The following is a 22,993-nucleotide window of genomic DNA, read 5'->3' as shown; positions in this document are numbered from 1 at the left end:
TATCCGAATGCGCGTTGGCATGGTGCTGCGTAGTGCATGATGCGTGCCAGCATTTCACTGCGCGTCGCCGCTGCTGTCTGGCTGCTGTGGGAGCGATGACGCGCGTCGGCGCGGGAGTAGGGTATATCCATATTGGCTAATCGATACTCCAATGGGTGGCGATAATATCAGGAAACTAAACCGACCGACCCGAATAGGGAAGATGCCTCTACTGCCAGGGCCGCCTATCGACGAAAAAGCCCGCCCGGAAATTTACTTTCCGGGCGGGCTCGATTGAATCGCGAGACTAAGCGATGCCTAAGTACTTAGGGCTTCATATCGCGATAGCTCTGCGGGGAGTAGTGGTGAAAACCGACGCCGATATTGCGGTCCGACGCGTAATTCGCGAGCAGGGTGTCGACGGTGGCATAGAGCGCGCCATAACCCTCCTGGTAGAAGGATTGGGCGTCCGAGGCGATGCTCTCGGGGCCGGTCTCCATGGCGAAGAGCAGCGGCAACTGACTCCACGCGGCGAGGTTCTGGACGACGCCGCCGACTACTTCGCCCTCGGAGTTATCGCCGTGGAAATAGCTCGGCTGTCCCTGGCTATTCGGGCGGTTGTCGAAATAGTTCATGATCGTCAGGTAGTCCAACGGGCCGCCGCTGCGGTTGAGGAACTCCAGGATCGGCGCGTTATAATGCGCGTAGTCGGTGCCAAGGTCAGAGGAGAGGGTGATGCGGTGGCCGGTTTCGGCGACATAGCTCTCGATCTGCTGGCGGCAGGAGTTCAGGATATCCTTCCAGCGCGCGGTCCACTCGGCGTTATACCCGCCGGGAAGTCGGTTCTCCCACCAGACGCCGGCGTACGAGCCGCTCTGGACAGTGTGCGGTTCGATATCCAGGTGGATGCCGTCGAAGCGCTCGGCGACGTTGGTGGTCGTCTTATTAAAGGCGATCACGTCGCGGCAGATATCTTTGGGCGCCTGGGCGTTCGCGTCACTGGCGACCCAAATAGCCTGGCCGTCGAGGTACTCAACTGCCACGCCCTGGGCGTGAGCGCGCGCCAGGAAGCTGCGCATATTCTGCTGGTCCGCGGCGGTCTTGATCGGGTCATAGGTCGGCGTGCGCACGCTCTCGAAGCGGTTCTCGTTCGAATAGCCACGGGCTTCGAAGAAGAGGCGGTTAATCGCGCGATTGGCCTGGCCGTGCGGGGTGGCCAGGAAAGCGAAGAGCTCGTCCTGGGCGCCACCGGTATTCTCCAGAAGCTGCTGCGCGTTGGGATTTTCGTTCCACACCCACATCGCGCGGGTGGTCGATTTGCTCAAAAAGTCCGTGGAACTCACGCTATTCGACGCTGGCGGTGTCGGCGCGGGGTCATCGGCCGGAGGGGTCGCATCAGCGGGCGCGGGGTCACTTGCGGGGGGCGTGTCTGTCGAAGGCGCCGGGTCGCTCGCGGGCGGTGTGTCACTCGCCGGGGGCGTCGCAGCGTCTGGGTTCTCTGCTTTGGCGGCCTTCTCGCGTTCGATCAGGTCGTCGGTTGAGTATTTTCCGGTACTGATCGGAGTGTTGTCCCCGTAGTTCTGGATTCCCGGCGATTGGAAGTCTCCGCCGAGGTTCGTGCTGTTTTCATCGTCTTCTAAATATGGCGAGTCTGCGGCGTCTCCACAGGCGTTGGCCAAAATAGTGAATGTGATGAGGGCGATATAAAGCAACGATTTATTGAGCGAGGCTCGTGAATTCATCGTCATGCCGTACTACTTATGTATGCCGGAAACGTCCCGGAATGTTATGTGATTTTTTGAATCGACTATCGATTCGCTTTTCTGAAAAGTTGTTATAAATCAACGTGTTATGTTGATTTCTCTTCAGGTCGAGCGATGTTAAAGAATCTTTTTTATACGTCAAGTGTGTTTGCAAATAGCGGATTTATGCAGCCTGGCTGTAATTGCAGCGGGGTTTTGGGCAAAAAAATGCCCCTATCGAGGGGTTTTTCGTCAAAAAAAGATGAAAAAAACGACAAATAATTGTTTTTACTGGGTTTTTGCTGGGCTTTTGGTGGGGTTGGGCCCGGAGGTTTACGCGGGTTTAGGAGCGCAGGGCGGTCGGGGAAGCGCCTTTTTCGCCGTCAATATTGGGGCGAACGATGATCGGGAAGTCGCGGCGCCAATCCGGCCAACTGCCCACATCGACGTGGACTTCAATCGCCCAGGTGACCGAGGCGCTGGGGCAATAGAACGAATAGGGGGCGTCGGAGGGCACGCGAAAGCGCACGCGGTAGGTATTCTTTGAGTGCTTCTCGGGGTCCTGAGCGTCCATCGGCTCAATCTTAACCGGTTCCTCGAAGAAGTGGTGGCGCTCGACCTGAGGGGCATCATTGGCGGCCTCCGGCGAGGCGGAGGCGTGGGGGGCGTCGCTTGCTTCGGCGGGCATTTTGCGGTTTTTCCAGATTTGTTCGACGCCGCGAAGCGACGCGGTCACCCTGCGCGTCGAGGTCTTAAAGTTGGGCTTTAACTCGACCACAAAGGAGACGCTGTCGCCGGGTTCGGCCTCATAGTCGCTTCGCACCGGCAAGATGCTCCATCCTGTATTGGGCGCGGAATCCCCGCGGCGCAGCGTGCGTCGGGCCAGATAGGCCGCGAGGATTATCGCCGCCAATCCCCCCAAAAGCGTTGACCAATGCGCCCCGGAAATCGCGGCGACGTTCGGATAGAGTAGGGCGATGCCCACCAATAATAGGAGCATCGTGGCGACCCACTGGAGGGCGCGGCGCGAGTGTTTTTTAAGATCTGCGGCGCGCAACGCCTCGGGCATCAGGTCGCCGCGGATAAACTCTCGCTCGTTGCCGCTGGCCTCGAGGATGAATTTGCGCTGCTCGCAAAGCAGCGCCTCGCTCGCGTTCTCGACGCGTGCTTCCAGCACCCAATCCACGTCGAGGAGGTGGCCGTGATAGGAATAGGGGCCCGGCGGTATGTGGAAGATGAAGGGGAATCGGTGGGTATTCGGCTCGAGCCAGTCGCCCTCAAAGAGCAAGATCACATCTTCGCCGCCAGACGACTGGGTATGATGCGCCTGCGAAATCCACTTGCGAGTGAGCACCACGCGCACATCGCGCTGCGGCTCAAGCACCGTGATAATCGCGGTCCCCACCAGTTTATCCTCCGGCGTATAGACCGGCGCGGCGGCGTCGGTGCCCGGGGCGTCGTGATCGAGGTCGATCCGCACTGTGCATGTATTCATCATGGCATCCGGCCTCATGGGTGATTCGGGGCGGAAATAACACGGCTTCGCGAATGATTTAGAACCCGGAGTTGCTCCAATAGCGCGCGCCGCAGCCCGTCGAATGGTCAACGCGCGCGGCGAACACGATTAAATTTAAGGCGATCATCGCAAAGAGCGAGAAGATTGGCTGCGATGGGTCGCCAGGGGGGCGCTAATGTCGGCCGCATTTGACAGAACGCATGTCGCTGGGGCAACCACTGCAGGCGCAGGCGCGGGTTTTATCAAACGCCCATCGAGGCGCCGGCGAATCAGTGGCCACCAAATGAAGCGACCCGCTTAAGAAGATCCCGCGGCGAGTAACGACCCGTTGAGAGGATGGACGTGAAACGTATTTATCTAGATTGGAACGCGACCGCACCGATGCTCCCCGAAGCCCGTGATGCGATGATCGAGGCGCTCTCGGGCGTGCATGGCAACGCGTCGAGCGTGCATCACGAGGGGCAGGTCGCGCGCACCGTGATCGAGCGGGCCAGGCGCGCGGTGGCCACGGCCGTGGGCGCCAAGGCTCAGTCGGTGGTGCTGACGGGCGGGGCGACCGAGAGCAATAATCAGGTGCTTCGCCATCATATCGTGGAGCATGCGCGGCCGTCGCTGGTGTCGAGCGCCGTGGAGCATCCCTCGGTGATGGAGGTCGTGCGCGAGCTCGGCCAAAAAGAGGTGCCCTGCGTGGTGTGGCCGGTGGACTCGCGCGGACGTCTGGACCTGGCGTGGCTGCGCGCGCGCTTTGTCGAGGCTGCGGCCGAAGATTCGCAGCTCGCCTCGCCCACGATGGTCAGCGTGATGTGGGCCAATAACGAAGTTGGCAATGTCTACCCGATCGATGAGATCGCCGCGCTCGTCCACGAGTTCGGCGCGCTTTTGCATGTCGACGCGACCCAGGCCCTCGGGCGGGTGCCGGTCGACTTTGAGGCGGCGGGTGTTGATCTGATGGCGCTGTCTTTTCATAAGATGGGCGGCCCGAAGGGAATCGGCGCGATCGTCGCGCGTGAGGGCCTTAAAATTGAGGCGACCCTCGCCGGCGGGCATCAGGAGCGCGGGCGACGCCCGGGCACCGAGAATGTGCCGGCCGCCGCGGGTTTGAGCGGGGCGCTCAAAGCCCTGGCCGAGCAGGGCGAGGCGTGGGGCGAGGCGCTGCGCAAAAAGCGGGCGGTCTTTTTGGAGGCGTTGGCCGAGCAATCAATCGAGTACGAGCTGCGCGGCGACCTGGAGAATCATCTTCCCAATACCTTGAACGTCGCGTTCAAGGGCATCGACGGCGAAGATCTGCTGCTCGCGCTGGACCTCGAAGGGGTGTCGGCGTCGAGCGGGTCGGCCTGCACGGCGGGCTCCCTGGAGCCGAGTCACGTGGTGCTGGCGATGGGCTTTGAGGAGCGCGACGCCCGGCGATCGGTGCGGTTTAGCTTCGGGCCGTCGACCCCTGAGGAGGATCTGGTCGAGGCGGCCAAGCGCGTCGGCGTGCTCGTCACCCGCCTGAGCGGCTACGCCGCGCAGGGTTAAACCTGAGCATTTGCAATCGTTTAGGTTTCTCGGGCAGTATTTACGAATCGCGCGCGGGGCGCTAGGGTTTGCCGGATCTTGGCGAGGTGATTTCGCGCTTGCGTATCCTGCCTCGGCGTGAAATTGAGGGGCCGCGCGCGGCGCCTTCGCCCCGAGTATCCTCCCGCAAATCAGTCAAATCGTTGCATATCGCATCCGTATCAGTTTGGAGAGAAATACCATGTCGGTTTCGGACAAAATCAGCATCAATAAGCCCGCCAATTGGAAGCCCGAAGGGGCCGAGGCGCTGCTTAAAAAGAACGCCCCGAAAACCGGCGCGCATTGCGCGGTCGATCTTCCTCCGATGCTCGACGATGACACCGCGATAAGCGGCGCCGTCGAGGGCCGCGTGGTCGTGGCGATGAGCGGCGGCGTCGACAGCTCGGTGGCCGCCGCGCTGCTGGCCGAGGCGGGCTACGACGCGGTCGGCATCTCGATGCGCCTCTACGCGACGCCCCAGGAGAATTATACCAAGAGCTGCTGCTCGCCCGACGATCTTTTCGACGCGCGCACGGTGGCAAGTTCGCTGGGGATTCCGTTTTATGTGGCGAATTATCAGGACGCATTTAAAGAGCGGGTCATCGATTATTTTATCGACGAATACCGCTATGGCCGCACGCCCAACCCCTGCGTGGCCTGCAATAATCACCTGAAATTCGACATCCTGCTGAAGCGCTCGTTGGCGCTGGGCGCGACCTTTTTGGCGACCGGTCATTATGCCCGCATCGACCGAAGCGGCGAGCACCCGGTGATGCGCATGGGCGTCGATCGGACCAAAGACCAGTCCTATTTCCTCTTCGGCATCCCGCGCGAGGCCCTTAATCGGATCATCTTCCCGCTGGGCGGTCTGGAGAAAGACGAGGTGCGCGCCGAGGCGCATCGCCTCGATATCGAGACGGCCGACAAGCCCGAGAGCCACGATATTTGTTTCGTCGCCGGCGGCGATTATAAGGACTTCGTGGCCGAGCGCCTGGGCAAAGAGAAGATCCAGCCCGGCAAGATCGTCCTGCCCAGCGGCGAGGTGCTCGGCGAGCACGACGGCATCCACAACTTCACGGTCGGCCAGCGACGCGGGCTCGGCGTGAGCTATAATGAGCCGCTCTTTGTCCACTCGATCCGCCCCTCCGATGGCACGGTGGTCGTGGGGCCCAAGGGCAGCGCGTTCAGCACCGCCCTGGTCGCCGATCGCTGCAATTGGCTGAGCTTTGAGCGTCCGCCGCGCTCTTTTGAATGTACGGTGAAAACGCGCTATCACGCCTCGCCGGTGCCCGCGATGGTGACGGTCGGCGATGACCCGACGATCGCGACGGTCGAGTTTTTAGACCCGCAGGGCGCGGTGTCGCCGGGGCAGGCCGCGGTATTCTATCGCGGCGACGAAGTTCTGGGCGGTGGTTGGATTGGCGAAACGCGTGGGTAATTTATGAGTGCAGCGAGCATGGATAAAGAGAGAGAGGCCGAGGCGCTTCGGGGCAAAGACGACGCCTGTTGGGCGCAACTCCAGGAGCGCGTGGGCTACGAGTTTCGGCAGCTTGAGCTGCTGGTGCGCGCGCTGACGCACCGCTCCTTCGTCAACGAAGCGACGCAGGGCAAGGGGGCGGCGGCGGTTGCGGCGGTCGGCGGAGATAATCAACGCCTTGAGTTTTTGGGCGACGCGGTCCTCGGCGTCATCGTGTCGCATGAGCTTTTTCGGCGCGATCGCCAGGTTCAAGAAGGGGCGCTGTCGACCCGGCAGGCGCAGATTGTCTGTGAGCCATCGCTGGCCGCCGCTGCGCGACATATCGACCTGGGCAAATTCCTTCGCCTGGGACGCGGCGAGCACGATTCGGGCGGGCGTGATAAAGACAGTCTGCTGGCCGACGCCTTCGAGGCCCTCTTGGCGGCGATTTATTTGGACGGCGGTCTCGACGCCGCCCACGCCGTGGTGGTGGCTCATCTGGGCAACGCGCTCGCCGATGTGCGCCAGGGCGCGGCTCCCGAGGACTATAAAAGTCGCCTTCAGACCGTAATTCAGCGTGACAAGGCCGTGCAGCCCGAGTATCGCATCATTGGCGAGAGTGGCCCGGCGCACGCGCGGGAGTTCGTCGCAGAAGTATTTGTTGACTCGGTGTCGATTGGCAGCGGAAAAGGGCGCTCCAAAAAAGTCGCCGAACAGCAAGCTGCCCAACGCGCGCTGATGAAGTTGGAAGCTGCAGTTGACGCTGGAGAACACGATTCGACGTCGGATTTAGACTGACCGCCTGGCATCACCTTATTTAGGAGAACGCAAATGATCGGTACCCCTGAACTAGTTATTATTCTTGTCATTGTTTTGATGCTCTTTGGGGTTGGCAAACTCCCGCAGGTCGCCAAGATGCTTGGCTCGGGCGTCAAGAGCTTCAAAGACGGCATTAACGGCAAAGAAGAAGACGAAGAGCCGAGCGTCAAAAAATCCGAGCCTGAGTTGCTCGAGGGCGATCGTGTCATCGACACGAAGGCCGACGAGCGCACCAAGACGTCGAAAATGGCGTAATTCGGCCCAGGCCGTTTTTGCCTGCATCAATGCCGCAGCGTACTCTCGCCGCGTCATCAAAGTCGTCTTTTAGCAACAAACTTGTGTGACGAGCCGAGCAAATGCCCATTCATAGCATGACCGGCTACGCGAGCCTCTCCACCCGCGCCGAGGGCTGGGTGATCAGCGTCGAGGCGCGCAGCGTAAACCACCGGGGGCTCGACTCCCGGCTGGTGCTTCCGCGCGCCTGCGCCTGCCTTGAGCCCGAAATTCTGGGGATGATCCGTGAGCGCATGCACCGCGGCCGGGTCGAAGTTCGCGTGGAGATCATCGCCGATGAGTCCGCAGGTGAGGGGCGCGCGCAGCGCATCGACCCCGCGCGGTTCGAGAGTGTCTGCCAGGAGTTGCGTCAACTCGGCGCGGATAACGGACTTTTGGGCTCCAGCGATGGTCTCGAGCTTCGGGATGTGCTTGTTTTTCGTCAGCATTTTGAGATTCGCGACAACGGCGACACGCCGACGATTGACCCGCAGAATCCGGCGCTTCGCCAGGCGATTGACGGCGCCATCGCGGAGTTGGTCGAGGCCCGGCGGGTCGAAGGCCAGGGGATTGCCCGCGACCTGGGCGAACATCTCGTCGTGCTCGCGCAGAACCTTGAGGCGCTTGAGACGCTATTGCCGGCAGAGCTTGGCGCGTTTCGCGAGCGGCTAAGCGAGCGACTTCGCGATGTGATGGCCGACTTTGACGCCGGCGAGGTCGACGAAGAGCGACTCGCCCAGGAAGTTGTGTATTACGCCGATAAGGCGGATATCTGCGAAGAATTGCAGCGCGCGCAGAGCCATATTGGGCGGATTGAAGCGCTGCTGGCCGCGACTTCTCAATCCGCGGAAACCCCCCAGGAGCCGCACGGAAAGACCCTCGACTTCTACCTCCAAGAGCTGATTCGCGAGACCAATACGATGGGCTCCAAGTCGAACTCCGCGCGCGCCACCGACCTGGTGATCGCCATGAAGTCGACGATCGAGCGAATGCGCGAGCAGGCCGCAAATATCGAATAGAGTCGCGAAATTTCAAAAGAAATGATAGACGCGGCGGGTACGTTGGCTTCGATGAGCTTCGATGGCCAAATATAGACCGTACGATGGCAGTAAAATCCGTGAAGGACACTATGAAAAAGGGCGTTTTATTTATCGTCTGCGGACCCTCGGGGGTCGGCAAAACTACCCTCGCGCAACACCTGCTCGAGTCCTGCGACCGGCTCACGCCCAGCGTGAGTTATACGACGCGGGCGCCTCGAAAGGGGGAGGTCGACGGCGTGGACTATCATTTCGTCGACGAGGACGCGTTTGTCGAAATGCGCGACCGCGACCAATTCGCGGAGTGGGCGCGGGTGCATGGGAATTTCTACGGCACGCCGGTGGCCGGGATTCTTCAGGCATGGAAGGACGACCGCGACGTGCTCTTCGATATCGACTACCAGGGCGCCTCGCAGCTGCAGGAGCGGTTTCCGGAGGATGCGCGCTCGGTGCTCGTGATTCCGCCGTCGATTCAGGTGCTCGAGAAGCGCCTGCGCGGCCGGGCCACCGACGCCGACGCCGTAATCGCGCAGCGCTTGGACGCCGCGCGCCACGAACTCGCCCAATTCGAGCTCTACGATTATATCATCGAGAATGACGACTTTGACGTCGCCTTGCAGCGACTCACCGCCATTTACCAGGCATGCACCCAACAGATGCCGTTGTTTCGCAATCGCATGATGGAATTGTTGGGCGAATAATTTATCAGTATTTCGAACCTATTAAACTCGCTTCGCGCTAATTTGCGAGCGGTCCGTGTGGAGTGATGATGTTGAATATTTCCAGTGACGCAAAGCGTAGTGGCATGATCTTGGCGACGGTTCTGGTGGGCGCGGCGGCGGTGATGCTGCCGGCGCTTGCGCAGGCACACCCGGGACATGGCGCTCATGAGGTGGGTTTTATGGCGGGGATTCTGCATCCGCTTACCGGCCTTGACCATCTCCTGGCGTTGCTCGGCGTTGGGCTTTGGAGCCAGCAGCAGCAGGGCGCCGCGCGGGTTTGGATGCCGGTGAGCTTCGCGGCGGCTATCCTTGGGGGCGCCGCGCTCGCCGGGTTTGGCGTGGCTTTGCCAGGCATGGAGCTTGGCATCGCCGCATCGGTGTTAATTTTGGGGCTACTCGTTGCTTCGGCTCGCGCGCTGCCACTGAGTTGGGCGGTGTCGCTTGGGGCGTTCTTCGCTGTCTTCCACGGCTACGCCCATATCGCCGAGTTACCCACGACCTCCGCGCTCACCAGCTACGTCGTCGGCTTTATGACGATGTCCGTGCTCGCCATGGCTGGCGGCGCGGCGTTGGCTGGAGTCTTTGAGCGCCTCGCTTCGCGCGATTATATCGCGCGCGCGGCCGGCGTTGGAATCGCCGCGGCGGGGGCGTTTTTCGCCATCGCGGCCTGAACGAGTCCCAGGTCTTCGCGTCGCAGTGCCGGGCGCGAAGATGTGCTATAATTAAAGATATGGGGAGCAGCGGCGCGGTGAGTTTTATCAGAAACCCATCGCGTTTTTTATTTGATATTTTCATTCTTTTAATAGACCTTCTTTCTATATTCCTCTTTAGACCGGTGCTGCCGATGAAATGGACGACAGCGGTATCACAAAATTCGCACGCGACGCTGGCCTTTCGTGAGGCATGCGCGCAGCTTGAACTGCCGAAAGGCGCCGCAGCCGACGTCTTATTGGTCTTCTTCTCCGACCACCACGTAGACAACGCGCGCGACCTGGCCCTGGCGATGACCAGCGACTTCCCCAACGCGGTCGCGGTGGGTTGCAACGCCGAAGGCGTCGTCGGCTCGGCGGATATCGGGGAGGCTCAACCGTCGCTGTCGGTCATGGTGGGGCACCTGCCCGGGGTGAAGGTTCGCCCGATGCGCTTTGAGGCCGAGCGCCACGACCACCACGACTTTGATTGGCGAGGCGAATTGCAAGTGGCCGACGGCGATACGCCACATTTTTTGATCCTGTCGCAGGCGGAGGGCTTTGAGACCGAGGGGCTGCTGACCGCGCTCGACCGCGCGTTCCCGAGCGCGCAGCTCTTCGGGGCGTTGACCGAGGCGAGCGCGACGACCGGCACCTGCCTTATCCTCGAGGGGCATGTCTATCGAAGCGGCGCCGTCGGGCTCGCCTTTTCGGGCAATGTCCGCGTCGACACCGTCGTCGCCCAGACCTGTCGCCCCATCGGTCAGCCGCTTATCGTGACCGAGCATACCCAAAATATCATTCATCAATTTAATAGCGGCAACCCGATGGAGGTCTTCCAGCGGCTGGTGGCGGACCTTGACCCCGACGACCGTAAGCTCGCCCAACACGCGATGTTTGTGGGCATTGGCGTCGAGAATAAGACCGGGGTCTATCGCCCCGGAGACTTCGTGCTGCGCAACCTCATTGGCTTCAACCCGAAGACCGGCGACCTGGCCATCGCCGCTCCCATTCGGGACCTTGATATTATCCAATTTCACCTGATGGACCCGCAGAGTATTGGGACCGAATTCAACCGCGCCATGGGCAACTTCGCCGCGAAACTCGACGCCGACGCGATGCCGAACGGGGCGCTTCTTTTCAGCGGCATCTCATCGGCTGAGAACCGAAGCGATAAGGCGCTCGAAGAGTCCGATATTCTGCGCGACCATTTCGGCTGTACACCCCTGGGTGGCTTCTTTTCGGAGGGGGAAATCGCCCCGGTCGGCCGGACCCCCTGCGTCCACGGCTTTGCCAGCACGGTGGTCTTTTTTCGCAGTCGCTTTTAGTTCGTAGCAAGTAGAGAGGGCGTTTGAGCGGCGCGGCCAAAACACGGTGATTGACACCGTGTTTTGGCCTTTTTTGTGCGCAACTAGGGGCTGGGCGTGGGCAGGGTGCCGCGGAGTTCGGCGTCGAGGATGATGAAGCCGTCGCGATAGGATAGCGGGCGGCTCATCAGGAACTCAACCTGCAGCGCGCTCATCGACGGCGCGATGCCCGCGAGGCCGTCCATCGCGGGCAGCGGCAGCTCGAAGGAGAGCCCCTGTTGCAGGGTCTCTTCGATCTCGGGCCAGACCTGGTCGAGCACCAGTGATTCGATGGTGCTGCTCGGCATCAGCGCCGTGTCGCCGGTGGTCGATTTAACCCACGCGATGACCTTCGGCTCGTCGGGCACGACCAGCGAAATCGCGTTATCTTCCAGGGTCATACGCATGCCGACCTCGATATTAATCACATAGGTGTCGACCTGGGAGAGGAGCTCGGCCTCCACCTCCATTTGACCCGCGCTCAGCATAAAATCATAGGGCTCGCCAGCTCTCGGGCGGGTAAGGATCGGCTGGAGCTTGGCCGAGAGCTGCGCTTCTTTGACCAGGCTCGCAAATTGAGCGGGAATCAGGTCGGTGAGCTCGATCTCGAGAAATCCGGTCTCCCACAGGGTATGCAGCAGCCCGTTGAGCAGGCCCAGTCGCAGGCCAATTTGTGCCCGGCTTGAGTGGAAGAAGGGCAGCTCATTTTTGAGTTCACCGCTCAGCGGGATGCCCGGGGTCTGGCTGAATTGGGCGGGCTTATCCGCGCTGACCTCGGTCGCCAGGAGGGCGCGCATCGTGTCGCGGTAGATGATGTCAAAGTCGTAGATGCTCCCTTCGAGGCCGAGGGTAAGCGGGTCGGTGAACTCGGTCTCCAGGTCGAAGCTCAGCTCACTGAGTTGGGTTTCGATGGTGTTCAGGGCGCCGGTGAGAAGCGCCGGAAGCGGTTCGATAAGTTGGTCGCGCAGGGTGTCGGCGAGGAGGCTCTCGATTTTGGTGCGCAGGGCGCTCTCGGCCAGCGTGAAGATGGCGTTGGCCTCGGGCGTGCTGAAGTTGCTCTCGGCGTTTTGCAGCGAGAGGTTCAGCGTCTCGACCTCGGAGACGAAGTCTTCGCCCGGGCCCGGCTTCTCGATGCTCAGCGTGGCGACGCCTGCGATGTCGGTGCTTATCGAACCGTTGAGGTCCAGGGTCTGGGTGTTCAGGCTGACCGCACCGCTGGTGCCGATCTCGACGCCGGGCACCCATAGGAAGATCTCGACCCCATTGTCGGTCAGATCCAGCGTGACCGTCGGCTCTTCGAAGGTCACCGAAGTGATGCTCAATTGGGTGTCACCGGAGTCCAGGACCGGGTTGGGGATCTGGTCCATAAAGTCGATATTACGGATAAGCAACGTCAGGATATCGGCGAGGTCATCGGTCTGATAATTCGACTCATCGGGCTGCATGGGGGCCTGGCGGTCGTCGAAAAATCGCTGGCCGAGGTCGAGCACCAGGCCGTCGTCGAAGTTAAATGAGGTCGACGCGGCGTCGTGGGTCATCTCATGCCAGGCCGGGGCCCAGATGACGTCGAGCATCGCCTCGCCGCTGGTCGCCGAGACCCCGTCGCTGACGATGACTTCGATATGATTAGTGCCAAAATGCGGGGTGAGGGTGGTCGCGAAGTTATTATTGGCGTCGAGCGCAACTTCTTTACCATTCACGAACGCGTGGAGCTCTGCGTTGGATTCACTCACATGCCCCTCAACCTCGACGCTGGTCGATCCATCGGCGCCAAGCCACGCGCCGGGCTCAGGCTTTGTCACGGTCACCACGGGCGTTTCGTAGGCCACGCTGATGCGTTTCGAGCCGCAGATGGGCTCGCCGTAAACACCCGTCTCGGCGGTGCAGGCATGGAAGGTCACCGGGCCGCGTTGGTGGAGGCGAAACCCGCTGCCGTCGCGCGTCGCGGCGCCTTCGGGTTCCACCGTCCAATGGTATCCCGCGCCGGGCATTAACTCGCCGAAGCCGTCAAAAATTCGAGCGCCCACCTGAATCACGGTGTCGGGATTGTAAGTGGCGCGCGCAGGCAGGACCGTGACCTCGACGCTTGCCGCGCGCGCCAGCGGCTCGCCTTCATCGACGACGTCGGTGTCTTCGAAGCCTGCGTCGTTTTGAGGCGCGGCGCCGGTATTATCGTCGGCCGAGCAGCCGACCATCCCGCCCAGGATAAGGGCGCAGCCGCAGCCAAGAAGCAGCGTGGTCGCAGGGCGCATCCAGGCGCTCAGAAGGGCTGTATAATTGGTATTAGTATAGCTCATGGTAGCACTCCAAAATTGCCTTTGATTTGCAGGTGCAATCCGCCGCCGCCAAGCTCCGGGTTGCGGATTCCAAGCGCGCTGCCCCCGGGGAGCCCGTAGGTGTTGAGCGTCGTCGGGAGCGTGAAGCTCGGGATGGGCAGCGCGGGCAGCGCGTTGTTAAGCGAGGTGTCGATAAGGTCCTGCAAGACGTCTCTTAGGAAGCCTTCGAGGACCGCGCGCGACTGGGCGTCCAGGGTGATGTCGATGGGGCTAAAGTAAAGCTCGCTGATGACGATATTCGAGAAGTTCAGCGTCGCGTTCGAGCCGACCTGCGCGACGTCCACGCCGGTGTGGGCGAGGGCGCCGATATACATCTCGACCGGCTCGTCGAAGAGGCCGGGGTAGACGATGGACATGCGCATCGCGCCGAGCATCAGGTCGAGCTCCCGGGGGCCATTGAGCTGGGCGACCGGGGGCAGGGCGGTCGAGATCTCGATCGCGGTGCCCGGCGGGAAGGTGCTGCCGATCGCGTTGCTCGAGATGGTCGCGTCGAAGAGGCCGCCGCGCCACAGGGTATGCAAGACGCCGTTGAGCGCGCCGACGTGAACGCCCGCGGCGATGGGGCGAAGCGGGTTGCTCGTCAACAGGCTCGGCCCCGGCGGCATCGCGATGCCAAGCGACGGCGTCGCGCGGGTCACCGGGTTGGCCGTGAATTGGGTGCCCAGGCCGAAGAGCGCGCGGGCCGAGTTGACCGACAGGCTTGAGAAGTTGACCCCGAAGCCCAACCCGATATTCCCCGCGCCGTCCAGGCGCGGCACGTCGAAGGTGGCGCCCAGCGCGGTGATATCGAGCCCAGAGACCAGCGAGTCGAGCACGCCCTGAAGTTGGTTCGTCAGGAAGTTCTCGACCTGGGTCTCGACCATCGCCTGCACCCGGTTTTGGACCATATTGCTGATGATATTATTGAGCCAGCCGGGCAGGCCGTTGATGGAGGTGCGCACGTTGCGCGACGTCACCTGGACGCTGCCGGGGCGAAGGGTAATGGTCGGGCGGCCGCCGCGCATCGACAGCGTGAGGTCCAGGTCGCCGGTGAGCGACTCGATCCTGAGCTTGCCGGTGGCGTTGACGACGCTGTCGACGCGCAACTCGATTTCGAAATTGCGAATCACCGCGTGGAGGTTGAGCCCGTTTTGGATCAACGTCAGGGCGGTGTTGTGAGGGCCGTCGATGCGGCTGCTCCGGTAGTCCACCCGGTAGCGTGCGCAACTCAGCGGCCAGGGAAGGTCGTAGCAGCCGCTGGCCAGCGGGTTCTGGGCGGCCAGCGTGCTGTGGAGTTGATTTTTGAGGCCGTCGCTGCTCAGGACGGTGTGCAGGACGTCGTTGAGGCTGTCCAGCGGGTCATTGATATTGCGGTCATCGACGGCCTGTTGCCCAAGCCACAGCGAGACGGCGTCGTCCATCGACGCGCTCTCGGGACCCCAGTTGTCGGAGACAAGGAACGCGCAGGTGCCGCTATTTTCCTGGCCGAAGTCGGGGCCAGCCGCGTCGATCGCGCGCACGTCGACGAAGTTAATGCCGAAGCGACTCGTGATATCGTGGGTGAACCGGCCGTTGGCGTCGACGTTGACCGTGACCCCGTTGACCGACACTTCTGAAATACCCTGGGTGTCGCTGACCTTGCCCAAAAATTTCACATTGCTGCCGGGCGCGGCGTGGAGCATATCGCCGTTGGCCGGCGAGACGCACTCGATGGTCGGCCCCTGTCCGTTGACCTCGATATCGACGCTTTCGCTCAACACAACGTCGTTGAGCGTCGGCGGGTCGACCGTGGCGCGGACCGTATAGATGCCCTCCTGGTGGAAGCGAAATTTACCATGTCCAAAGGAGTGATCCTGGCCGATAGCCGGCGATAATTCGGCGAATGATACCGGCGCGCTCTCAACGACATTGCCGTAGGAGTCGGTCACGATGGTGGCGACCTCGACAACCTGGCCGATATCATAGAAGGGCAGGTCTGGGACCTTCGACACGGCGAGTTGGGCGGGGAGGGCGGGGTTGACCTCGAGGGATTGGCCCAGTTCTTCGTTGGCGCCGTCGACGGTGCAGACAACCTCGTGCACACCGCTTTGGGTGATCGTCACGGTCAGGCCATCGACCTCAACGCCGCTGCCGCTGGAGTCCACGGTGACGTTGGTCGGCGCGTCCGGGACCGGGTTTCCGTGGGCGTCAAAGGCCGAGCAGGTGGCGGTGGCGGACTCGCCGGCGCGCATGATGTTTCGGTCGAGCTGCGTCACGACGCGCGACACCGCGCCCGGTACAATCTCAAGCGTCGCCGGCGTTTCGTCGACCAGGCTCAGGCTCGGGAATTGGCAGGCAATCTTCGCCTGGCCCACAACGACCGGGACCAATTCGAGCGATGTTGATGGCAAAAAAGACTGCTCGGGCGCGTAGACCAGTTGGGGCTCGGCGTCCTGCGGTGTGGCGACCGGGGCGCCGTCGGCGTCCAGGAGCTGACAGTCCACCATCACCGTGCTGCCGGCCGCCGCGCTCGACGGCGACAGCGCCGTCTCCACGCTCACCGGCACCGGATTCACCACCGGCGTCACGTCCTCCGAGTCCTCGGCGTCGCCGCCCTCAATGACGTCGGCGTCGCTGGTCGCGTCGCTGTCGTTGATATCCCAGGCGTTCGCTTTTTCGTCGCCGCCGCAGGAAACCGCAAAGCCCAGCAGCCCGACCAATATGAGAAGTCGACCGCGTATGCGAAGTTGCCTCGGAGAAATTGGATCTATGCTGTGTCGCGGAAACATAATGATGCCCTCGATGCCGGATATAGAGCTGCTTGTGCTTGTGCTCTCAATGAAATTTGTAGGTGCAGTGTGTCGACTAATTTACAATAGCCACCATTACAAGAGAAATCCTGAGCAAATGCAATACGGGCTCGGTAGATGGCGCCGGGCACCGATGGTCCTCGACGGTCGCGCGGCGTGTCGCCTCGGCGATATCCGTTGCACTGGTCAAGCGTTGGTTTGACTTCGCCCCACGAGATGGGGCAACACAGGCTGCGCTCGTCGCCGGGGCGCACCTCCGAGTATTCGGGGTTCTGTATCGTGTAGGCGCGGGCATACATTCCACTCTCGTAGAGTTTTAGCCGGGATCTAGCATTGAGTTTTCTTTCGGTTACGTCGGTCCCTCAGCTGCGATGGAGCGCGCCCCAGGCGTTCTCTTTAAAGCCGCCATGGGTGTCCGTGGTATTTCTCATCATGGGCCTGGTGATCTTTGGCCTTGGGGAAGCATTGATGGTCGCCGCGGGTGTTGGCGCGAGCCCCTGGACGGTGTTCGCCGAGGGCGTGACCCACGTCACAGGGTGGAGCCTGGGAGTGGCGACCTTCGTCATTAGCGTGTGCGTCTTGCTCCTGTGGGTGCCGCTCAAGCAAATGCCCGGGATGGGGACGATCCTTAACGCGATTATTATCGCGTTTGTGCTCGAATACACGCTGCCCTTTTTGCCAACATTCGAGTCCTATTACGCCAACGCCGCGCTGGCGCTGCTCGGTGTTCTGGTGACCGGCTTCGGCGGGGCGATCTATTTGATCGCGAATTTAGGCCCCGGACCCAGAGACGGTCTTATGACCGGGCTTCAGGCCGTCACGCGCCAACCCATCGCGCTGGTGCGCATGTTTCTTGAGATAAGCGTCGTCGTGACCGGCTGGGCGTTGGGCGGCACGCTGGGTTTAGGCACGGTCTTCTTTGCCCTGGGGATTGGGCCCGCGATGGCGATGGGGATGCAGATGCTGCGACTTCGTAGCGCCGGGCAATAATGTCTGCCAGGCCTCGCGCGCCGGTGCTCTTCGGTGCGTTGGTCAGCTCGCGGCGGTCGAGGCAGGACGCCCCGGCCGCCGCAAGTTAAATGCAGGAAGAATCAGCGGCGATACAGCGTGACGACGGCCGCCCCGCCCAGGCCAAGGTTATGCTGCAGGGCAATCTCGGCGCCGTCGACCTGGCGTTTGTCGGCCAGGCCGCGCAATTGCCAGTTGAGCTCGGCGCATTGGGCCAGGCCGGTGGCGCCCAGCGGATGCCCCTTGGAGATGAGCCCGCCGGAGGGGTTCACGACCCATTTACCGCCGTAGGTGACATTGCCAGACTCAATAAGCTCGCCGCCTTTGCCCTCGCCGCACAGGCCGAGACCTTCGTAGGTGATGAGTTCGTTGGTGGAGAAGCAGTCGTGCAGCTCGATGACGTCGACGTCGTCGGGGGTCAGGCCCGCGGCGGCGAAGACCTGCTGGGCGGCGCGGCGGGTCATATCTGTCCCGACCAGCTTCATCGCGCTGTCGCCGAAGGTCGACGGCGTGTCGGTGGTCATGCTCATGGCCAGGATCTCAACCGCCTGGTCTTCCAGGCCGTGCTCTTTGACGAACTCCTCGCTCGCCAGCACCGCCGCGGCCGCGCCGTCGGAGGTCGGGCAGCATTGCAGCATCGTGAGCGGGCCGTGGATGGGGCGCGAGCCCATGATTTGCTCAAGGGTATATTCGTCCTGGAATTGCGAGCGCGGGTTGCGCGTCGAGTGCATATGGTTCTTGAGCGAGACCATGCCGAAATGCTCGGCCTTGGTGCCGTATTTTTCCATATGCTCGATGCCGGCGTTGCCAAAAATCTGCACGGCCGGCGGCGCCTTGGTCATGCCGCGCTGCTCGCTCATCGTGGTATAAAAGCGCCCCAGGGGGTTCTGGCGGTCTTCGTATTTATTGCTCAGGGAGCCGCGCTCCATCTTCTCAAAACCCAGGGCCAGCGCGCAGTCGATGATGCCGCCCTCGATGAGCTGCTTGGCCATGAACAGCGCCGTCGAGCCGGTCGAGCAGTTATTATTCACGTTATAGATGGGGACGCCCGAGAGCCCGAGCTCGTAGGCCGCGGTCTGCCCGCAGGTCGAGTCGCCGTAGACGTAGCCGGCGAAGACCTGCTCGATATTCTCATAGCCCACTCCCGCGTCTTCGAGCGCCTGGCTGCCCGCCTCTTTGGCCATCTGGGGGTAGTCCCAGTCGCGCCCGCCGGGTTTCTCGAATTTGGTCATGCCAACACCGACAACATAGACTTTGCGACTCATCGTTATTCCTGGGGTTGAGTGGAGGAATCGTTTTTCATCAGAAGTTCTCCCAAGGAGCTTAACCAATCGGGGGGTATTTGTCGCCATCCGTCGTCAATGGGGGATGGGCGGCAAAGAACTTCGCGCGACCGGGGCGCAACGGGGGCCCGTCGGAGTGTGGGAGACCAGAGATGCGCTCGTATTTGCCCTCCGGGACGCCACTCACGCGCCGATCTGGGAGTTTTTTTGGAAAAACACGCAACAAATCACGGCGCTTTGTCGAAAACCATTGGGGAGGGTGCGCGTCGAGCACCCCCGATGGCCGACCCAGGTGGAGCGCAGGAATATGATCAAGCAGGGGACCATTCAGGAGTTTCTCACTAAAAATAGCGACCTCGCCCTGGCGTTTATGGTGATCGCGATCATCGGTATGATGATCGTCCCGCTGCCGAGCTTTCTGCTCGATATGCTCCTGACGCTCAATATCACCATCGCGGTCACCCTGCTGATGGTGAGCCTCTATGTGCCCGGGGCGATCGAGATCAGCACGTTCCCGTCGCTATTGCTGGTGACGACGCTCTTTCGCCTGGCGCTCAACGTCTCCTCGACGCGGCTCATCTTGCTCTACGCCGACGCCGGTGAGGTGATCAGCTCATTCGGTAATTTTGTGGTGCAGGGCAATTACGTGGTCGGCGCGGTGATCTTTTTGATCCTGACGCTGATCCAATTTTTGGTCATCGCCAAGGGCTCGGAGCGCGTCTCGGAGGTCGCGGCGAGGTTCACCCTCGACGCGATGCCCGGCAAGCAGATGTCGATCGACGCGGACCTTCGCGCCGGCGCCTTCGACCTGGACGAGGCGCGTCGTCGCCGCGCGTTGGTCCAGAAGGAGAGCAAATTATACGGGGCGATGGACGGGGCGATGAAATTCGTCAAGGGCGACGCCATCGCCGGGATTATCATGACCTCGATCAATATAATCGCGGGCATGATCGTCGGCATCGTGATGCTGGATATGCCCGCCGCCGAAGCCGCCGGGACCTATACATTGTTGACGATCGGCGACGGCCTGGTCAGCCAGATTCCTGCGCTACTTATCTCGACCTCGGCGGGCATCATCGTGACCCGGGTCGGCGGGGGGGATGACGATGGGCATCTCGGCGGGGATATCTTCCGCCAGATCGTGGCTCAGCCCAAAGCCCTGGCGATCGCCGCGGTGGTCCTTGGATTGCTGGGCATTATCCCAGGGCTTCCAACCGTGCCGTTTCTGTTGATGGGAACGGTGGTGGGCCTGGCCGCCTGGGGCTTGATGCGCGCGGGGCCCCTGGGCGAAGGGGAGCTGACCCAGGAGCAGGCCCAGCAGGTCGAAGAGGTTGAGGAGGAGGCGAAGTCCGGGGCGCGCCAGGCGCGCGCGATGATCCCGGCGCTGACGCCGCTGGCGCTCGATATCGGCTCAGCGTTGGCCTCCGAGATCGCAGGCGAGCGCGAGGAGTGGCTGCGCGGCATGGTTCCCTCGATGCGCGAAGGCGTGTTTCATGAGATCGGTGTGAAGGTGCCCGGGGTCCGTGTGCGCACCGGGGCGCGCCACTGCGGCGCTCGCCAATTTATGATTTCCCTCGATGAGGTGCCCGTGGATATGGGCGAGGTGCCTCGGGGCAGCGTCTTGGTCAACGAGGACCCAGCGAGCCTGGAGGTCTTTGAGATCACCGCCCAACCCACGCGTCATCCGGTGACCGGCCAGCCGGCGGCCTGGATCGACAAAGACGACCGTCAGACCGTCGAATCAGCCGGCTACTCCACCTGGGATGCCGCCGCGTATATGCTGCTTCGCCTCACCGCGACGCTCAAAGAAAACGCCAGTGAGTTCGTCGGTTTACAGCAGGTTCAACAGATGCTCGATCAGCTCGAGGGGCCGTATCCAGCGAGCGTGCAGGAGGTGATCCCGAAGCTCATCGCCTTGCCCGAGTTGACCAATATCCTGCGGCGTCTGGCCGAAGAGGGAATCTCGCTGCGAAACCTGCCGCGTATTCTCGAGGTCCTCTCGGAGCGCGCCCAGAATATCAAAGACCCGGTTGAGTTGACCGAGGAAGTACGCGCCGGTCTAAGCCGCTATATCACCCATAAATACGCCGGCCATGACGGCACGGTTGTGGTCTATGTCGTCGACCGCGACGTCGAGGAGATGATCAGCAAGGCGGTGCGAAAGACGCCCCAGGGGAGCTTTCTTGCGCTCGCGCCCACCGACACCCAGGCGATCCTCGCCGGGGTCCGGGCGCAGCTCGAGGGTGATGTCGCCGCGGGGCGCGCGCCTATCGTCCTCACGGACCAGGCGGTGCGTCGGTATCTGCGAAAGCTGGTGTCGTTGGAGATGCCGCAGGCGACGGTGCTCTCCTATCAGGAGTTGGACCCGGCGCTCAGGATTCAACCGATTGGGCGAATCGAGGCGAGTTACGCGTAGGCAGGCCTATTCGGAGGCGACGCGCGCCTCGGCAGGCGTGGCGCGTTGCGGGAGTTCGAAATCATCGAGGCCGTCGGGGCCGGCGAAGGTGCGACCGACGGTGAGGGCCATATTCTCGGAGCCGACCGCGGGCGTTAAGTCCCTGGGGTAGGTCTCCAGGAGCACGCGGTTAAACCACATCGTCTCGCCGGTGGCGACGTAGACCAACTTCGCCTGAAAATGGCTGACGACACACGGCGTGCTCGGCGCGGCGGTGGGCGCCTTGAGCGCCTCTCGGGCTTTGCTATTCTCGCTGCCTTTATGGCAGCGCGTTTCGGTATGATAGACGACTTCGCCAAAGAGCAGGGCGTCGGCCTGGATGACACCCTCCTGCTGGAGTTTGGCGAGCGTGACGACCTCTAATGATGGGCCGTTGGAGGATTTCGCGGGTTCGAAATAGGCGCTTAATTCTGAGCGCAGGACGATGCCCTCATCGAAGCGCCGGGCCGCGCCAGATTCGTCGAGGTGCGCGCGAAACTCCCCCGGGGGGACGACCTCGAAACCAAATTCGCGCAGCGACGCCACCGCGGCGAATTCGCTGCGCTCGAGTAACTCCGCGAGCTCGTCGGGGCGAAGGCTGAAATTCGCCTGGGCATAAAAAGGAACCACGGCGATGCGCTGGAGGGTGTGGGACTGAAACTCGGGGCGCACCCCGGTCTGCGGAGCGCTCGCGCAACCCTGCAGCGTTAAACCCACCAGAACGGCGAGCATCGGAAAAATAGAGCGCAATGGCCAGAGATTCATAGGTGGATATCGCGACGGGGAAATTTAACAAAAAATAACGACATCAATATATGCGCAACTTCTCCTAACATAAGTACCGGCGAATTTCTTTCTATACCTGCCAGGCCCCAGCGGGGCTTCGCGCGGATCGGGCGAAGAATTTGGCGCGGATTCTTCGCAATGATTCGACGCCCGAGTCTCAAGAATTGCGCCGGTCATCGTTGCGAAAATCGCGAGTCCTTGTTAGCTATTTACTCAAGCAGTTCCCTTCGACGTTTCGCAAAGCGATAACTGCGCCGCTTGACCTAAGATCCTCAATTCTGTTCCCGACGAGTGTTGCCGTGATCAATTGCAATAAGTGTGGCCGAGAAAACGAAGACGAGTATAAGTTTTGCCTGGGCTGCGGCTCGGCGCTCTCCAAGCCGGAAGTGAAGGAGCCGCAAGCGGCGCAAGCGCCACAGATGGTAAATTGCTCCCATTGTGGAACCCTTGTCCCGAATAATTTCAAATTCTGTGGGGCCTGCGGTGGCGCGATCGCGAAGCAACCGCCAGCAGCGCAGGCCGAGCCGGTGGCTGAGAAGCCCGTCCCGGTTGAGGCCGCCGCGCCGAGCCCCGGCGGTGAGTTGGCCGGTCGTCTGATCGTGATTCGCCCCGACGGCACCGAAGGTGCCGAGATTGCGCTGCACGGCGGCACGCATACGGTTGGCCGCAGCAGCGACCGCCGCGCCCTCGCCAATGACCCGTTTTTGTCGCCTCATCACGCCTCGTTTTCGCCCACCAGCGGCGGCTTTAACGTGCGCGATGAAGGCAGCCTGAACGGGGTCTTCGTGCGCATCGCGGGCAAGGCGGAGTTGGCACATGGCGACCTCATTCGCATGGGGCAGGAGCTGTTGCGCTTTGAGTTGATGTCCGAAGTGGAGCCGGTCATCGAGCATACCGAGCCGAAGGTGAAACTCGCCGGAAGCCCCGCCGGACAATATTGGGCGCGTTTGTGCCTGGTCGCCGGCCCGGATCTCGTCAGCCGCGCCTATCCCATCGGCGATGATGGGGTCGTGATTGGCCGCGAAGTCGGCGATATTCTCTTCGCCGATGATGGCTTTGTCTCCGGGCGGCACGCCGCGATCCGACTCGAGAACGGCAAGCCCGTCCTCGAAGACCTGGGCAGCAGCAACGGAACCTTCCGCCGCATTCGCACCGAAACTCGCGTGGCCGATGGTGACTTGCTGCTGATGGGACAGCAGCTCTTCCGGCTGGTCGTGGTCTGAGAATAAGCGATGGGGCGCCCTTAGCGGGGCGCCCGCCGAG

Annotated in this window: 17 protein-coding genes; 11 read left to right on the top strand and 6 right to left on the bottom strand. The window is 61.8% G+C overall.

Annotation, left to right across the window (positions count from 1 at the left end; translation table 11 throughout):
- Positions 1-305: 305 nt before the first annotated feature.
- Together DN745_RS10385 and DN745_RS10380 are read right to left on the bottom strand one after the other, a co-directional pair.
- Entirely contained in the window at positions 306-1,721 is a 1,416-nt protein-coding gene (locus DN745_RS10385) for a hypothetical protein (protein ID WP_133621781.1), read from the bottom strand.
- A 343-nt stretch (positions 1,722-2,064) separates the two neighbouring features.
- Positions 2,065-3,219, bottom strand: a complete 1,155-nt coding sequence (locus tag DN745_RS10380) for a DUF5018 domain-containing protein (protein ID WP_162687594.1) — start codon at positions 3,217-3,219, stop codon at positions 2,065-2,067.
- A gap of 360 nt (positions 3,220-3,579) precedes the next feature.
- Here DN745_RS10380 and DN745_RS10375 point away from each other — a divergent pair, with 360 nt between their 5' ends.
- From DN745_RS10375 to DN745_RS10340, 8 genes are all read left to right on the top strand, one after another.
- Positions 3,580-4,755: a cysteine desulfurase family protein gene (locus tag DN745_RS10375; RefSeq protein ID WP_162687593.1), complete on the top strand. Its 1,176-nt coding sequence runs from the start codon at positions 3,580-3,582 to the stop codon at positions 4,753-4,755.
- A 343-nt stretch (positions 4,756-5,098) separates the two neighbouring features.
- A complete protein-coding gene (gene mnmA, locus DN745_RS10370; RefSeq protein WP_111337628.1) occupies positions 5,099-6,211 on the top strand; it encodes a tRNA 2-thiouridine(34) synthase MnmA in 1,113 nt (370 codons plus the stop codon).
- Positions 6,212-6,229: 18 nt separating this feature from the next.
- Positions 6,230-7,027: a ribonuclease III gene (gene rnc / locus DN745_RS10365; RefSeq protein WP_111334609.1), complete on the top strand. Its 798-nt coding sequence runs from the start codon at positions 6,230-6,232 to the stop codon at positions 7,025-7,027.
- A 33-nt stretch (positions 7,028-7,060) separates the two neighbouring features.
- Positions 7,061-7,303, top strand: a complete 243-nt coding sequence (gene tatA / locus DN745_RS10360; protein ID WP_111334607.1) for a twin-arginine translocase TatA/TatE family subunit — start codon at positions 7,061-7,063, stop codon at positions 7,301-7,303.
- Positions 7,304-7,404: 101 nt separating this feature from the next.
- Complete coding sequence (locus DN745_RS10355) at positions 7,405-8,340, top strand: YicC/YloC family endoribonuclease (RefSeq protein WP_111334605.1); 936 nt, start codon at positions 7,405-7,407, stop codon at positions 8,338-8,340.
- Between the two features lie 83 nt (positions 8,341-8,423).
- Positions 8,424-9,059 (top strand): guanylate kinase, encoded by a 636-nt coding sequence (gene gmk, locus DN745_RS10350; protein ID WP_111334604.1) that lies wholly within the window; start codon positions 8,424-8,426, stop codon positions 9,057-9,059.
- A gap of 65 nt (positions 9,060-9,124) precedes the next feature.
- Entirely contained in the window at positions 9,125-9,751 is a 627-nt protein-coding gene (locus tag DN745_RS10345; protein WP_204354963.1) for a HupE/UreJ family protein, read from the top strand.
- Positions 9,752-9,924: 173 nt separating this feature from the next.
- Positions 9,925-11,097 carry an FIST signal transduction protein gene (locus tag DN745_RS10340; RefSeq protein ID WP_162687592.1) on the top strand — a complete coding sequence of 391 codons (1,173 nt, stop codon included), beginning with the start codon at positions 9,925-9,927 and terminating at the stop codon, positions 11,095-11,097.
- A gap of 83 nt (positions 11,098-11,180) precedes the next feature.
- Here the strand turns inward: DN745_RS10340 and DN745_RS10335 are convergent, their stop codons facing one another.
- Together DN745_RS10335 and DN745_RS10330 are read right to left on the bottom strand one after the other, a co-directional pair.
- On the bottom strand, positions 11,181-13,412 hold the full coding sequence (locus DN745_RS10335; RefSeq protein ID WP_111334601.1) for a hypothetical protein: 2,232 nt from the start codon (positions 13,410-13,412) through the stop codon (positions 11,181-11,183).
- Positions 13,409-16,129, bottom strand: a complete 2,721-nt coding sequence (locus DN745_RS10330; RefSeq protein ID WP_111334599.1) for a hypothetical protein — start codon at positions 16,127-16,129, stop codon at positions 13,409-13,411. Before DN745_RS10330 ends, DN745_RS10335 begins: the two co-directional genes overlap by 4 nt.
- Before the next feature lie 423 nt (positions 16,130-16,552).
- Between DN745_RS10330 and yczE the strand changes: the two genes are divergently transcribed.
- Positions 16,553-17,209: a membrane protein YczE gene (gene yczE, locus DN745_RS10325; RefSeq protein ID WP_111334598.1), complete on the top strand. Its 657-nt coding sequence runs from the start codon at positions 16,553-16,555 to the stop codon at positions 17,207-17,209.
- 101 nt (positions 17,210-17,310) lie between these two features.
- On the opposite strand, the gene DN745_RS10320 is transcribed toward yczE, so the two are convergent.
- Entirely contained in the window at positions 17,311-18,492 is a 1,182-nt protein-coding gene (locus DN745_RS10320) for a lipid-transfer protein (RefSeq protein ID WP_111334596.1), read from the bottom strand.
- Positions 18,493-18,817: 325 nt separating this feature from the next.
- Between DN745_RS10320 and sctV the strand changes: the two genes are divergently transcribed.
- Positions 18,818-20,926 (top strand): type III secretion system export apparatus subunit SctV, encoded by a 2,109-nt coding sequence (gene sctV, locus DN745_RS10315; RefSeq protein WP_111334595.1) that lies wholly within the window; start codon positions 18,818-18,820, stop codon positions 20,924-20,926.
- 6 nt (positions 20,927-20,932) lie between these two features.
- Here the strand turns inward: sctV and DN745_RS10310 are convergent, their stop codons facing one another.
- Positions 20,933-21,709 carry a hypothetical protein gene (locus DN745_RS10310; protein ID WP_111334593.1) on the bottom strand — a complete coding sequence of 259 codons (777 nt, stop codon included), beginning with the start codon at positions 21,707-21,709 and terminating at the stop codon, positions 20,933-20,935.
- A 320-nt stretch (positions 21,710-22,029) separates the two neighbouring features.
- Here DN745_RS10310 and DN745_RS10305 point away from each other — a divergent pair, with 320 nt between their 5' ends.
- The gene (locus DN745_RS10305; RefSeq protein WP_133621783.1) at positions 22,030-22,953 is read left to right on the top strand and encodes an FHA domain-containing protein; all 924 of its coding nucleotides are present in this window, start codon (positions 22,030-22,032) and stop codon (positions 22,951-22,953) included.
- Positions 22,954-22,993: the final 40 nt, after the last annotated feature.

It is taken from the genome of Bradymonas sediminis (assembly GCF_003258315.1).
Classification (GTDB): domain Bacteria; phylum Myxococcota_A; class Bradymonadia; order Bradymonadales; family Bradymonadaceae; genus Bradymonas; species Bradymonas sediminis.
This window is presented reverse-complemented; position numbering and strand designations above follow the sequence as displayed.